16 protein-coding genes and 1 tRNA gene are annotated in these 13,475 nt (G+C 64.4%); 9 read left to right on the forward strand and 8 right to left on the reverse strand.

Annotated features, from left to right (window positions below; translation table 11 throughout):
* Window positions 1-105 precede the first annotated feature (105 nt).
* The 3 genes from NKJ18_RS23770 to NKJ18_RS23780 all read right to left on the reverse strand — a co-directional run bounded on the left by NKJ18_RS23770 (window position 106) and on the right by NKJ18_RS23780 (window position 2,644).
* Window positions 106-182, reverse strand: a tRNA-Arg gene (locus NKJ18_RS23770).
* A gap of 162 nt (window positions 183-344) precedes the next feature.
* The gene (locus NKJ18_RS23775; RefSeq protein WP_352759928.1) at window positions 345-1,247 is read right to left on the reverse strand and encodes a DUF1003 domain-containing protein; all 903 of its coding nucleotides are present in this window, start codon (window positions 1,245-1,247) and stop codon (window positions 345-347) included.
* 428 nt (window positions 1,248-1,675) lie between these two features.
* Window positions 1,676-2,644 carry a D-alanyl-D-alanine carboxypeptidase family protein gene (locus NKJ18_RS23780; RefSeq protein WP_352759931.1) on the reverse strand — a complete coding sequence of 323 codons (969 nt, stop codon included), beginning with the start codon at window positions 2,642-2,644 and terminating at the stop codon, window positions 1,676-1,678.
* A 249-nt stretch (window positions 2,645-2,893) separates the two neighbouring features.
* Between NKJ18_RS23780 and NKJ18_RS23785 the strand changes: the two genes are divergently transcribed.
* The 4 genes from NKJ18_RS23785 to NKJ18_RS23800 all read left to right on the forward strand — a co-directional run bounded on the left by NKJ18_RS23785 (window position 2,894) and on the right by NKJ18_RS23800 (window position 7,380).
* Entirely contained in the window at window positions 2,894-4,705 is a 1,812-nt protein-coding gene (locus tag NKJ18_RS23785; protein WP_023714517.1) for a methyl-accepting chemotaxis protein, read from the forward strand.
* Window positions 4,706-4,941: 236 nt separating this feature from the next.
* The gene (locus NKJ18_RS23790) at window positions 4,942-6,033 is read left to right on the forward strand and encodes a hypothetical protein (protein WP_352759933.1); all 1,092 of its coding nucleotides are present in this window, start codon (window positions 4,942-4,944) and stop codon (window positions 6,031-6,033) included.
* 269 nt (window positions 6,034-6,302) lie between these two features.
* Window positions 6,303-6,923, forward strand: coding sequence for a nucleoside triphosphate hydrolase (locus NKJ18_RS23795; RefSeq protein WP_023671222.1), 621 nt, complete (start codon window positions 6,303-6,305; stop codon window positions 6,921-6,923).
* 85 nt (window positions 6,924-7,008) lie between these two features.
* Window positions 7,009-7,380 (forward strand): hypothetical protein, encoded by a 372-nt coding sequence (locus tag NKJ18_RS23800; protein WP_352759935.1) that lies wholly within the window; start codon window positions 7,009-7,011, stop codon window positions 7,378-7,380.
* 25 nt (window positions 7,381-7,405) lie between these two features.
* Here NKJ18_RS23800 and NKJ18_RS23805 read toward each other — a convergent pair whose 3' ends face one another.
* From NKJ18_RS23805 to NKJ18_RS23815, 3 genes are all read right to left on the reverse strand, one after another.
* On the reverse strand, window positions 7,406-8,110 hold the full coding sequence (locus NKJ18_RS23805) for a glutathione S-transferase family protein (protein ID WP_352759937.1): 705 nt from the start codon (window positions 8,108-8,110) through the stop codon (window positions 7,406-7,408).
* Between the two features lie 153 nt (window positions 8,111-8,263).
* Window positions 8,264-9,472, reverse strand: a complete 1,209-nt coding sequence (locus tag NKJ18_RS23810; protein WP_023683604.1) for a beta-ketoacyl-[acyl-carrier-protein] synthase family protein — start codon at window positions 9,470-9,472, stop codon at window positions 8,264-8,266.
* A gap of 5 nt (window positions 9,473-9,477) precedes the next feature.
* Window positions 9,478-9,732: an acyl carrier protein gene (locus NKJ18_RS23815; protein ID WP_023671226.1), complete on the reverse strand. Its 255-nt coding sequence runs from the start codon at window positions 9,730-9,732 to the stop codon at window positions 9,478-9,480.
* A 235-nt stretch (window positions 9,733-9,967) separates the two neighbouring features.
* On the opposite strand from NKJ18_RS23815, the gene NKJ18_RS23820 reads away from it, so the two are divergent.
* Genes NKJ18_RS23820 through NKJ18_RS23840 form a run of 5 tightly spaced genes read left to right on the forward strand, consistent with a single transcriptional unit; the run spans window position 9,968 to window position 12,325 of the window.
* A complete protein-coding gene (locus tag NKJ18_RS23820; RefSeq protein ID WP_084568503.1) occupies window positions 9,968-10,789 on the forward strand; it encodes an urease accessory protein UreD in 822 nt (273 codons plus the stop codon).
* Between the two features lie 30 nt (window positions 10,790-10,819).
* On the forward strand, window positions 10,820-11,122 hold the full coding sequence (locus NKJ18_RS23825; protein WP_023671228.1) for an urease subunit gamma: 303 nt from the start codon (window positions 10,820-10,822) through the stop codon (window positions 11,120-11,122).
* Window positions 11,123-11,133: 11 nt separating this feature from the next.
* Complete coding sequence (locus NKJ18_RS23830; RefSeq protein ID WP_023671229.1) at window positions 11,134-11,388, forward strand: DUF1272 domain-containing protein; 255 nt, start codon at window positions 11,134-11,136, stop codon at window positions 11,386-11,388.
* A 29-nt stretch (window positions 11,389-11,417) separates the two neighbouring features.
* Window positions 11,418-12,011, forward strand: a complete 594-nt coding sequence (locus NKJ18_RS23835; protein ID WP_352759940.1) for a HupE/UreJ family protein — start codon at window positions 11,418-11,420, stop codon at window positions 12,009-12,011.
* An 8-nt stretch (window positions 12,012-12,019) separates the two neighbouring features.
* Complete coding sequence (locus NKJ18_RS23840; RefSeq protein WP_023671231.1) at window positions 12,020-12,325, forward strand: urease subunit beta; 306 nt, start codon at window positions 12,020-12,022, stop codon at window positions 12,323-12,325.
* A gap of 26 nt (window positions 12,326-12,351) precedes the next feature.
* Here NKJ18_RS23840 and NKJ18_RS23845 read toward each other — a convergent pair whose 3' ends face one another.
* Window positions 12,352-12,849 carry a hypothetical protein gene (locus NKJ18_RS23845; RefSeq protein ID WP_352759942.1) on the reverse strand — a complete coding sequence of 166 codons (498 nt, stop codon included), beginning with the start codon at window positions 12,847-12,849 and terminating at the stop codon, window positions 12,352-12,354.
* Window positions 12,850-12,972: 123 nt separating this feature from the next.
* Window positions 12,973-13,335: a hypothetical protein gene (locus tag NKJ18_RS23850; RefSeq protein WP_023671233.1), complete on the reverse strand. Its 363-nt coding sequence runs from the start codon at window positions 13,333-13,335 to the stop codon at window positions 12,973-12,975.
* Window positions 13,336-13,475: the final 140 nt, after the last annotated feature.

Raw genomic sequence — 13,475 nt, forward strand, 5'->3', positions numbered from 1 at the left:
GACATGCAGGCTCGAACCACTCCAAAACCCCTTCGGGCCAAAAGTGTTACCCATGTCTCCGATATAAACCGTAACCTATGTGTCCGGAATGGACCCTCGGTAAGCTGGCGCACCCGACAGGATTCGAACCTGTGACCTCTGCCTTCGGAGGGCAGCGCTCTATCCAGCTGAGCTACGGGTGCCTTCAGGGAACCTGAAAACGAACCAGCCGATAGGCCGGCCAGCCACGGCTTCTTAGCGGAAGCCGGCGCGGGCTTCAACGGGCAATTGGCGTGGCGATATTTTCGAAGCCACGTCGCGCGGCTCGGCAACTTCGCGTCCGCCTTGCAGCCTCAGCCCGGGACTCACCCCGCCACCTCCACCTTCGCCACCCGCCTGCGCACCCTGCGCGGCGCCCGCTTCGCCTTCTTCGCGCCGGTCAGTTCGTGCATCGCATCCAGCTGCATCTGCTGCATTTCGGCCAGCCGCGTCCATTGGCGCGAGATCAGATAGTCGAGCTTTTCGTGCAAATGGCGCACTTCCAGCTCGGCTTTCAGGTTCACCCGGTAGTCGTTGAACGAGCGCAGGCGGTCCTTGGCCTCCGTCCGTCTCTGGCTCATCATGATGATCGGCGCCTGGATGGCGGCGATACAGGAGAGCAGCAGGTTGAGCAGGATGAAGGGGTAGGGGTCGAAGGCGCTGCTCACGCCCGCGATCAAATTGACGCCGATCCACACCGCAAGCACGCTGCCGAACGAGATCAGGAACCACCAGCTGCCGCCGAAAGCCGCCATGTTGTCGGAGACGCGGTCGGCGAACGAGCGGTGCTCCTCGAACTCCTCTTCCGAGTTTTCCGAAATCGTGTCCTGCCTGGCGATCGATTCGACCACCTGGCGGTCGAGCTCGGAGAATTCGCCATGCTCCTGCTGCAGCAGCTCCTCCATGTAGCGCATGCGGTAGCGGCCGAGCTCCTCCCGGCTGATGCGGGCGCCGCGCGGCAGGTCGGGATGATCGGAGCGGATGCGGTCGGCCAGGCTCGGCCTGAGGTCGTCGATGCGCACCAGGTCACGCTTGCGAAACTTTCTACCTGATATCGCCGACGGTTTTCGCTTCGGCTTCAGGCGGCCATGGGGTTCGGAGTCCGGCACATCGGGCGCTTCCAGCGCCTCGTCGGCAACCAGTTCGGCGTCGTGGGCGGGCGGCGCCTCGAAATACTCGCCGCCGCTGTCGTTTTCATTGTCGGCCTGTTCGGATGGTTTTGGGCTCATGATGCCGGCTCCTGCTGTCGCGCCCACGATACGCCAAGGCGAGGCGGCATAGCCACTGTGGCGGTGAAGATTGGGGGCTTGTGCATGCTTGTGATGAATGCCTGCTGCAATTGCCTGTGGCAGCGCAGCCCCCAGGGGCCTCGCTCGCCTGCTGCTCGGCAACCAGACCGCCGAAGTGCTGTTGCCGACGGAGGTCGCGCCTGCTGCAGAGTTAAGATGAGGCAGCGATCCTTCACGACCCCCCTCTGTCCTGCCGGACATCTCCCCTCAAGGGGGGAGATCAGATGTCGCCATGGCTTCGCCAAACACGAAAAAGAGGCGAGACGCCGAAGCTGCTAATCTCCCCACTTGAGGGGGAGATGGCCGGCAGGCCAGAGGGGGGTGCTGTCCCGCCGACGTTTCAGAGTTCCTCCACCCAACGACGGGTTCTATTGCGGCGGTAAACCAGGCAACTGCGACCCCTGCGCCGGCAAACCAGGCGGCGGCAGGCCGGGCGACGCGGCCGGCTGATCTCCCGCAAACATCAGCCGCGTCTTCGTATCGGCCATGGCGGGCGACAGACTGCGCTGGATCAGCGCTTCGACATGGTCGTTGCGCTGCCTAGCGCTGTCGGCGCCCATCACCACCACGATCAGATGCCGGCCGTCGGCATTGTAGGACGTGACGATATTGTAACCGGATGCCCTGATATAGCCGGTCTTGATGCCGTCGACGCCGCGCACCCGGCCGAGCATGTCGTTGTGGCCGCGCACCAGCCGGCCGCGGAACATGAAGTCGCTTTCGGAGAAATAGTGGAACTGCTGCGGGAAGCGGGCGCGCAGCGCCATCCCCAGCGTCGCCATGTCGCGCGCCGATGTGTGCTGGCCATCGTCGGGCAGGCCGGAGGCATTGCGGAAGACGGTGCTGCTCATGCCGATCTGGCGCGCCTTGGACGTCATCATGGCGGCGAACTGGTCCTCCGAGCCGCCGAGATATTCGCCCACCGCCACCGCCACGTCATTGGCCGACTTGACCACGATCGCCCGGATCGCCGAATCGACATCGATGCTCTCGCCGCGCTTGAAGCGCAATTTGGTCGGCGGCTGCCGGGCGGCATTGTCGGAGACCGGAATCTGCGTTTCCTTCGAGACGCGGCCGGACTCCAGCGCCTCGAACAGCAGGTACAGCGTCATCATCTTGGTCAGCGACGCCGGATAGCGTTGCGCCCTCGAACTGACTTCGAACAGCGTCTTGCCACTGCCGGCATCGACGACGATGGCCGCATATTTCTCCTGCGGCGCCGGCACCGCCAGCACGCTGTCGGGCGGTGCGGTGGTGCTGCAGCCGGCCGCGAAGACAAGCAGCAGGAGGGCTGCGAGAAATTTCTGGGCGGGGGAGGGGAAATGGAAATTTGGCAAGTCAAGTCCGGCGTTGCTGAGAGGGCCGGAACCTAGCCTAACCCATTTTGTTCGTCCATTTGGTTAACGGCGGAGCTGCCGATGACGCTGCCAATCTCCCCCGCAAGGGGGGAGATCAGATGTCGCTTCGGCTTCGCCAACCATCGGCGCTGAAACGGCAACCTCCCGAAATCGCCTGCTTCCTGTCCTGTTTTGCCTGCGGGGTCGCGGTGCTGCTATAGAGGCGGCAATTGCTTGGGGGATTTGACAATGACCGGTGACATCGGCGCGGCTGCGCCATCTCTTATCAGGGCTTCGCTCAGCCGCACCGGCAAATGGGCCGGCAGCGTCGCTTTCATCGGCGGCGCCGCATCCGACATCCTCAATCCGCTGGCGCCGTTCGCCGCCTATATCGCGCTGGTCGCTTCGGTTGCCGCCGCCGTCATCGCCATTGCCATCGTTCTGCGGCTGGTGCTGGCCGCCAAGGCGCTGCCGGCGCTGATCTTTGCCACCAGCGCTGCCGCCGTCGCCGGCGGCGTCTATGGCCTGCAGCAGCAGTCCAATTCGCAGAACGGTGTGATCGCCGGCCTGGTGCCGGCCATCGCCCAGTTGCAGCAGCAGATGGGCATCGTCTCGGCCAGGGTGGCCAGGATCGAGCAAACGGTAACCGAGACGAAGCTGGCGGTCGACCAGGTCAAGCAATCGACCGACGCGGTGGCGAAGAAGACCGAGGAAATTGCGTCGACCCAGCAGCAGCAGGCTGAGCAGGGCGCGCAGACGCAAAAGTCGGTAGAGGCGGTCAAGCAGACGACCGAAACGCTCGCTGCCGGCCAGCAGAAACAGGCCGAGCAGGCGGATAAGCTTCAGGCGACCACCGAGCAGATCGCCGCCTCGATCGACACCATCGCCAAGGGCTTTGCCGCATTGGCCGCGCAGGGCGGGACGATCGCCGAGCCGAAGCGGCCGGACGAATTCTATCACAATGCCCGCGTCTACGAGCTTTCCGGCGACATGCTGAATGCGCGGCGCTCCTATCTCGCTTTCGCCGGTTTCGACGTCGACGCCGTCGATCCCTACACACGCTTCGCCACCCTGCTGCGCGTGCAGGACGGCAAGGCCGGCGCCCGCGAAGTGTTCGGCGCCCTGGCCGACAAGGCCAAGGCGCTGTCGATCAAGCTGGTCCATATCCTGCAGTTCGACGATGCCCAGCGTCTCGACAAGCTCAACGCCTTCATCGCCGCCAATCCGGATTTCGCACCGGCCTATTACCTGCTCGCGCAGGAGTTTTCCGAGGATCGCCTCGGCGTCCAGTCGCTGTCCGACAAGCGCAGCGAGGCCGAGGCGCTGACCAGGTTCGTCTCCTATGAAAAGGAAGGCGGGCTGCTCAAATATTTCGTCGACCAGACGCAGCTCGCCGACTGGCTCGACCGCAGCCGTACCCGCCTGACGGCGCTTGGCGACGTGCTCGACCCAGCACGCTTTGCCCCGACGCTGACGCCGATGCGCTCCAATGCCGGCTGGACGATCTCCATCTCGCTGCCCGAGGCCGCGACCGGCATTTCCTGGCGCATGGGTGTGTCAGGTCCGTTCACCGACACCGGGCTGATGGCGATGAACGACCAGCGCACCGGCAAGCCGATGCCCAATCCGAGCTTCGAATTGCCCGACAGCACCACGGCCACCACCATCGGGGTCAAGTATCTCGATCTCAGGGGCCGCGAGACCGGGCCGTTCAACATAAGTTTCGATCCGGACGCAGCGCTGCAACAGGGCAACAAACAGATCCTCGACCAGTTCTGGACGTCGTGGATCGCCTTCGACGCCAGCGGCAATCATGGCCTGGTCTATTTCTCCCAGATGCTGTCGTTCCGCTGCGGCATCAAGGAGGTGCGCTACAGCCTGAACGGCACGGCGCTCGACAGGGAGATCAAGCTGCCGCCTTGCGACAAGAAGGACCCGTACGCCATTCCTTATGACTACCAGCCTTACTTCAAGGTCGCCGACAACGTGACGTCGATGGCGGTGCAGGTCACCTACACCGACGGCACCAAGTCGCCGGTGCGCGAGTATAAGCGGCAGTAGGCGCCCACCCTCCCCCATGTGGGGAGGGTCGATCCGCGTAGCGGATCGGGGTGGGGGTCCTCGTAGGGCGCTACCCCCACCCCGTCGATCGATCTCCGCTTCGCTCCGATCGCTCGCCGACCCTCCCCACAAGGGGGAGGGTAAAAATCGCCCTGATGCAAAATGCCGGTCGCTGTGCTTGCGCATCCCTCGCGGAGCGGGTTTGTTCGCTGCCATCAGAATCAGCAGGTGCGCGGATGGATACGGTCACGATCAAGGCAAAGGGCATTTCGGTCACGCTCGATCTCACTGTCGGCCATATCGCCGACATAACGGTCGACAGCGATGGCCGCCAGCTGAAGCCGCTGCACCGCGCGCCCTGGATCGATGCCGGCGAGACGCTGCCGCCGGATCTGCCTCAAGGCACGGTGCGGCTGTCGGGCGATTTCCTATGCGCACCGTTTTCGGCCAGCGACATCGAGGCCGCACCGCTGCATGGCTGGCCGGCCAACAGCGCCTGGGATGTCACCGCCAGCGAAGCGACATCCGACGGCTGGCGGGCCGTCTTCCGGTTGCGCCGCACGGTGATGGGCGCGACGGTCGACAAGATCTTCACGCTCCGCAACAGTCATCCCTTTCTCTATCAGGAGCATGTCTTTTCCGGCGGTTCCGGCGCTGTCTCCGCCGCCCACCATCCGATGGCGGCGATGCGCGATGGCGGCCGGCTGGCCTTTTCGCCGAAGCGCTTTGCCGGGACACTGGACGCACCGCTGGAGCCCGATCCGGCCCGCGGTCGCTTCAAGCTTTCCTATCCCGCCCGCTCGACCGATCTGACGCGCTTTCCAGCCACTGGCGGCGGCACGCTCGATCTCACCGACTACCGCATGGAGGATGAGCGCGAGGATTTCATCACCCTGGTCGAAGCCGATCATGGCGGTCCGGGCTGGACGGCGCTGGCGCGCCGGGCCGAACAGGATCTGGTGCTGGTGCTGAAGAACCCGGCGGAGCTGCCGGTCACCATGCTGTGGTTCAGCAATGGCGGCCGCGACTACGCGCCGTGGAGCAGCCGCCATCGCGGCGTGCTCGGCATCGAGGACGGCCGCGCCGCCATCGGCCATGCCGCATCGATCGGCGACAATTGGCTGAAGCGCGAAGGGGTCGCGACCGCTTTTACCCTCGGCGGCGAAGTCTCCTTCCGCCATGTCATCGGCACGCTGCCGCTCACGAGCGGCGAGCCGCCGCGCGATATCGGGACAGCCTCAGGTCACATGCGTCTCACCGGAGCCGATGGTTCGACCCGCGATGTCAGGTTCGACAGCGATTTCCTGCGGATCGGCCAGCCCGGCTGATTTTCGAACGCTGGCCCTGCCCCTCACCTGCCTGCCGGCATCTCGACACACGGCACATGGAGCTTGTCCGCCGCACCGCCGCGCCAACCAATCTGCTTGGCGCTGCGGCGGACGCATTGGGAGGAGAAGTGTTACCCATCTATCGGCTGGACACCGGCAGGGCGACGAGGGGCAGCGCTGACGTGGCGGATGTCGTGAGATTGCCCAAATCGCGGTTTGAAATTTCCTTGAACTGCCGACAAGATGCAAAGCATAATTGGAAGCGCCCAATGTCCGAAATCGCCCATCTCGCCGCCACCATCTTCAAGCGCGCCGGCAAGGCGAAACGCTTCATCGTCGCCATTGCCGGCCCGCCCGGCGCCGGCAAGTCGACGCTCTCGGCCGGCCTGCATGATCTGTTGCCGGAGGGCGCGGCTGAAGTCGTGCCGATGGACGGCTTCCACTATGATGACATCGTGCTCGACCAGCGCGGCCTGCGGTCAAGAAAGGGCGCGCCGGAGACTTTCGACTTCGCCGGCTTCGAGACGCTGTTGAAGCGCATCCGTTCGGGCGAGCCAGACATCGCCATTCCGGTGTTCGACCGCAGCATGGAATTGTCGCGCGCCGCCGCCTCCATCGTTGCCGCCGAGACCAAGTTCATCCTGGTCGAAGGCAATTACCTCCTGCTGGACGAGGAGCCGTGGTCGCGGCTGGCGCCGCTGTTCGACTTCACCATCTTTGTCGATGTGCCGCGTGCCGAACTCGAGCGCCGCCTTCTGGTGCGCTGGCACGAGCATGGCCGCTCCGACGAAGACGCCCGCGCCTGGATCGCTTCCAACGACATGCCCAACATCGATCGCGTGCTCGGCCGTCGCAGGTCCGCCGACCTGGTTGTTGGCGATCCCGCATAGTTCGCTGGACTTCGGAACGGGAACCTTAAGACTTTCAGGTCGTTATCCCTCATCGGCAATCGTGCCGCCGTGAGGGAACCGTCAGATGGCAACCAAGGCAAAAACACCCGCCAAGAGCAAGACCGCTCAACCCAAAGCCAGGCAGGCAAAGGCCACGCAGGCCAATGCAGGCGCCGGCCCGGCGATCGCCGAGCGGTCCAAGGACGCAAAGCCGGCTTTCGGCAAAGCGGCCCCAAAGAAGGTAGAACCGGTGGCGACGGCAAAGGTGACGGCGAAAACCGCCAAACCCAAGAAGCCGGCAAGCAGCGGCTCGGTGGCCGGCGGCGCGATGCGCACCGTCAAGGCGACCGCCAATGTCGCCGCTGGTGCGGTGGCGGCGACAGCCAGGGGCGCTGCGTCGCTCGCTGCGTCCGTCATCGGCAAGGGCGGCTCGAAAAGCAAGGCCAAGGCGAAATAGACCCGGCTGCTTCGGCTGGCCGAGGTCAATTCCTGGCGGGAATGGTCAGGCCGCGCTGCACCGCGGGCCGCGCCAGCCCGCGCTCCAGCCATGCCGCGACGGCGGGGAAGTCGTCGAAGCCGACGAGTTCGCGCGCCTCGTAGAAGCCGATCAGATTGCGCACCCAGCCCAGCATCGAAATGTCGGCGATCGTATAGTCGTCGTCCATGATCCAGGTTCGACCCTTCAGCCGCGTCTCCAGCACCCCGATCAGCCGCCGCGATTCATTGCGGTAGCGATCCAGCGGCCGCTTGTCGGCGATCTCGCGCCCGGCGAATTTGTTGAAAAAGCCGACCTGTCCGAAGATCGGTCCGATCGCCGCCATCTGGAAGAACACCCATTGGATGGTCTCGTAGCGCCGCGCCGGATCGACCGGGATCAGCTTGCCGGTCTTGTCGGTGAGGTAGAACAGGATGGCGCCGGATTCGAACAGGCCGAGCGGCTTGCCGCCCGGACCGTCGGGGTCGATGATCGCGGGTATCTTGCCGTTCGGGTTCAGCGACAGGAATTCCGGCGTCCAGCTCTGGTCCTTGCCGATATCCACCAGATGCGCCTCGTAGGGCAGGCCGAGTTCTTCCAGCGCGATCGAGACTTTCACGCCATTCGGCGTCGTCGCGGAATAGAGCTGCAGGCGGTCGGGGTGGCTGGCCGGCCAGCGCATGGTGATCGGAAAGGCGGACAGGTCGGTCATCGAAAGCTCCGATCGGGAATTTGGCGCGGCATCGCGCCGTCTGGCGTGTTGCGAAGGATTATCCTCGGCGTCTTTGCCGATCAACCGGCCGACGGTGCACACACCGTCTTCGCAGTCATTCAGGGCCAGTCGCTCAGGGCCAGTCGCTTGCCGTCAGACCGCCTTGAACGCCACCACGGCATTGGTGCCGCCGAAGGCAAAACCGTTGCTGATCGCCGCGCGCACCTTGCGCTCGCGCGCCACATTCGGCGTGATGTCGAGATCGCAGTCGGGGTCGGCCTGCCGGAAATTGGCCGTCGGCGGCACGATGCCTTCGCGGATCGCCATCACGCAGGCGATCATTTCCAGGCCGCCCGAGGCGCCGAGGCAATGGGCATGCATGGACTTGGTCGACGACACCGACAGCTTGTAGGCATGGTCGCCGAAGACGCGCTTGATTGCCGCCGTCTCGATCTGGTCGTTGGCCTTGGTGCCGGTGCCGTGGGCGTTGAGATAATCGACGTCCTCGGGATTGAGCCCGGCGTCCGCCAGGCAGGCGCGCATCGCCGCCGTCGGTCCCTCGACTGTCGGCGCGACGATATCGGAAGCGTCGGCGGAAAGGCCGGCGCCGGCAAATTCGGCCAGAATGGTAGCGCCGCGCGCCATGGCATGTTCATACGTTTCCAGCACCGCCATTCCAGCACCTTCGCCGAGCGACAGGCCCTGGCGATCGGCTGAGAACGGCCGGCAGGTATCGGGCGCCAGCACCCGCAGGGCTTCCCAGCCTTTCAGGATGCCCCAGAGCAGCGGCGCGTCGGTGCCGCCGGCGACCATGACATCGGCGCGGCCGAGCCGGATCTGGTCGACCGCCGAGGCAAAGGCGTGATTGGACGAGGAGCAGGCCGAAGTGACGCCGAACACCGGCCCGCGCAGGCCGAGATTCATGCTGACATGGCCGGATGCCGCACTCGGCATCACTTTCGGCACGGTGAAGATGCCGGCCCGGTTCTTGCCGTCGACCAGGATGGCGCGATAGTTCTCCTCGATCGCCTCCCAGCCGCAGACGCCGACGCCGACAACCGCGCCCATCCGGTAGGTGGTTGCTTCATTCGATGTCAGGCCGGCATGCTGCATGGCTTCGCGCGCGGCAATCGTCGCCAAAAGGCTGAAGCGGTCCATCGACACGGTCTGCTTGTGGCTGATGCCATGGTCGGGCAGCGTCTTGATTTCGCAGCCGACCTTGACCTTCAAATCATGCAAACCGGGATTGCTGATTTGACCGATGGCCGATCGGCCGGCCCGCATTTCGTTCCAGATTGCAGGCGCATTGGCGCCGAGCCCGCATATGCCGCCGATGCCGGTAATGACGACGCGCTTTTGCATTCAGCTCAGGCTTTTTTCGCAATCAGCGCGCGAACAGCCTCAACCATATCGCCGACATTCTTGAGATTGCTCCAGGCATCGACCGTGTTCATCTCGATCTCGATGCCGTACTGCTCCTCGAGATCGAAGATGATCTCGGTCAGTTCCAGGGAATGGATGCCAAGCGCGGTCAATTCCGTATTGGTGGTGATCTCTTCGCCACCGGGCTCCGCATGTGCCCTGATCTTGGCGATGATTTCCGTTGCCAGCTCGTCAGCCATTCGATTCCTTCCCCAATTTTATAACGTCGCGGTGCCGATTGGTTGGCGCCCCTGTTGCCTGGACTGAAATCGCCGTCGCCTTCAAAAACCCGCCAGGCGCAGCATGACCGTTCCAAAGAGGCTCCCTCTATAGAAACGGAAACGCTGTCAAGCAACAAGCTATATCAACAAGCACCATATCGACAAAGCGCCGGGAGTGCTTAACGTTAGCGCCGTGGATACGTTGCAGCATGTCTTGATCTCAGCTCTTCCGGCCCAGCGCGCGGCCGGGGCGGCCCGGCTTGCGTGCGGCGTCAGGGATGGACGCACCCGGCTTTTGCGCCTCTATCAGGACGGCTCGGCCAAAATCCGCATGCCGGCCGTTGCGGCCGATCCGCTCGAAGCCGTGCTCATCAACACCGCCGGCGGTCTGACCGGCGGCGATCGGCTCGGCTGGGAAATCGATGTCGGGCCAGGTGCCTCCGCCTCGATAACCACCCAGGCCTGCGAAAAGATCTATCGTGCCGCTAGCGACCGCGCCGAAGTTCGGGTGAAGCTCAGCGTCGGCGCGGGCGGGCGTATCGCCTGGCTGCCCCAGGAAACCATCGTCTTCGACCGCTCGGCCTTTGCCCGCACGCTCGAGGTCGAGCTTGCCGCAGGCGCCGAGGCATTACTGCTTGAAGCCACCATATTCGGCCGCCTCGCCATGGGCGAAGAGGCCGCGCACGGCCATTTCCACGACCGTTGGCGTGTCCGCCAGGATGGTGCGCTCGTTCATGCCGAGGATTCCCGCATCGGGCCGGCTATCGCGGCGGCACTTGGCCGCCCGGCGGTCGCCGGCGGCGCCATTGCCGCTGCGACGCTGCTGATGGTTTCGCCGCAGGCCGAAGGCTTGCTCGATGCGGCCCGCGACATCATCGGCGCCGACGGCGATGCCAGCGCCTGGAGCGTCAAAAAATCTGGCAAGCTTCTTGCGAGGCTGTTTGCCGAGGACGGCTACCAGCTGCGCAAGCGGCTGGTTCCGCTCGTCGAACTGCTCAACGGGCGGGCGGGTCTGCCCAAATTATGGTCACTCTGAGCCAAATCCAGGCCAAATCCAGGAAAGCGCATGAACCTGACGCCGCGTGAAAAGGACAAGCTGCTCATCGCCATGGCGGCGATCGTGGCGCGCAAGCGGCTGGAACGCGGCGTCAAGCTCAATCACCCCGAAGCGATCGCGCTGATCACCGATTTCGTCGTCGAGGGCGCCCGCGACGGCCGCCCGGTCGCCGAACTGATGGAGGCCGGCGCCCATGTCATCACCCGCGCGCAGGTGATGGAAGGCATCGCCGAGATGATCCACGACGTGCAGGTCGAGGCGACCTTTCCCGACGGCACCAAGTTGGTGACCGTTCACGAACCGATCAGGTGAGGAGAAAAACGATGCTGGAGCTGCGACCGAATTGCGAATGCTGCGACAAGGACCTGCCGCCGGAAGCGGCGGACGCGCTGATCTGCACCTTTGAATGCACCTTCTGCGCTGACTGCGCTGAACATGTGCTGGGCGGCGTCTGCCCGAACTGCGGCGGCAATTTTTCCGCACGCCCGATCCGCCCAGTGGAGAAACTGGTGAAATATCCGGCCTCGACCCAACGCGTGCTCAAGGCCGAGGGCTGCGGCCCGCGCAAGGCTGCGTGATTGTTTTCGTGACTTCGAAGGGAAGACCGATGATCTCTGCTTCAACCAAACGCACCACGCTTGCAGCGATCCTGCTGCTGGCGGCGGCGATGCCCGCCTATGCCCATGTCGGCATCGGCACCACCTCGTCCTTCGCGGCGGGCTTCGCGCATCCGCTGTCCGGCCTCGAGCATATGACCGTCATGGTCGCCGTCGGCCTGTGGGCGGCGCTCAAGGGCGGCAAGGCGATCTGGGCCTGGCCGCTGGCCTTTGTCGGCGTCATGCTGGTCGGCGGCGCGCTCGGCATGCTCCACGTGCCGGTGCCTTTCGTCGAACCGGGCATCCTTGCCTCCGTCGTCGCGCTTGGCTTGCTGGTGGCGTTGGCGGTCGATCTGCCGGTCTCGGCCGGAGTCGCCATCATCGGCCTGTTCGCGCTGTTCCATGGCCATGCCCACGGCACCGAAGTGCCGGAAAATGCAGGTGGGCTTGACTATATGGCCGGCTTTGCCGTTGCCACCGCACTTCTCCATGCCATGGGCATCGCTGCCGGCCTTGGCCTCGGCATGCGCTTTCGCGGGCTTGCCCGCGCCGCTGGCGCCGCTTGTGCTGCAGTCGGCGGCGGCCTGGTCTTCGGCGTTTTGTGAGGCTAACGATGATTCCCGGCGAAATCATCACCGCAAGCGGCGACATCGAGCTCAACAAGGGGCTGCCGACGGTGACGCTGAAGGTCGCCAACAGCGGCGACCGGCCGATCCAGGTCGGCAGCCACTACCATTTCTTCGAGACCAATGAGGGGTTGAAATTCGACCGCGACAAAGCGCGCGGCATGCGTCTGGACATTGCCGCCGGCACCGCGATGCGCTTCGAACCGGGACAAGAGCGGGACGTCACGCTGGTGCCGTTCGGAGGAAAACGCGAGGTCTACGGTTTTCAGCAGAAGATCATGGGCAGGCTGTGAGATCGACGGGGTCGAGCGCCCTGAGGTCAGTTCGACGGCCTGGCCGCCGCGTAGATGACGATTCTTGCCGAGCCGTCGAATTCCACCGCAAGGACGTCTTCCGTAAGCACGCGCCGCGAATCGATGGCGTTGAACAGCAAGGCGTTGGCGTCGATCTCCTCGCGCAGTTCCGCAATGTCGTCCTGATGCTGTTCGACCTTGCTCTCGACCGCCGGCGGCGGGCCGCCTTCGCTGCGCGCCGCGTCGGTGAGGAAGACGATATCCACAGTATCGAGCTTGGACGTCTTGCGCACGGCGCCGATGTTCTCACGCGTCCGCTCGATCGCGGTGATGATCTTGTTGGTCTGTGGTTCCGTCCGCGCCTCCTCCTGCCGGACATCGGAGCCGACGATCCTGTTGACGGTGTCGGCCCGGTTGACGGCGTCAGCGCTTTCAAGACCTTGCGCGGCTTGCGGGCCGAAAGCTGCGAGAAATGTGCAGGCAGCAAGGCTCTGGAGCCATCTGGTGTCGGCAAAGACAGGCATTGCTCGCTCCTGGTGGACTTTTCTGTGCAACGCCGTTCGGCGCCAAAGGAACGAAACGCCTCCTGTCGGGCGAAGGTTCCCTGTGGGCTGGCGGGCCGGGTGCCGGCCCGCCAAGCGCTTCTTTCAGCTTGCCTTCTTGGTGACAAGGGTCAGCGCGCCATCGGTGGTCATGCTGGCGGCGACCACCTGTGCCGAGGTGAGCCCCTTGGCTTCGAGCGCCGACTTGATCTGCGGCGTCGCGTCGATCGAAGAGCGCAGTTTCTGCAGCCCGGCATCGCCACGCTGGGCGATCACCTGATTGACCTGCGTCTGGGTGGCCTTGGGCAATTCGCTGATATCGACGATGTTGACCTTCTGGATTGCCGGCGCCGCCGGCTGAGCGCTGGGCGCCGCCGGCTTCGGTTGCGGCGTGGGCTGTTGCTGGGCGCCGGCTACGGTTGCGGAGGCCAGCGTGGCGGCGGCTGCAAGAACGATGATTTTGCGCATGTATTTTCCTTTCATCGATTTGGCCAAGGGTTTGGCAAACGGGCGGTTTGGGGTGGCACGTCAACCTCAACGGCCAAATGGGATCAGAAGGTGTCGCCGAGCGGGTCATTGCATGACCATTGAATGGCGACGATGTGGAG

This window comes from Mesorhizobium sp. M0217, assembly GCF_040321955.1.
Lineage (GTDB): Bacteria > Pseudomonadota > Alphaproteobacteria > Rhizobiales > Rhizobiaceae > Mesorhizobium.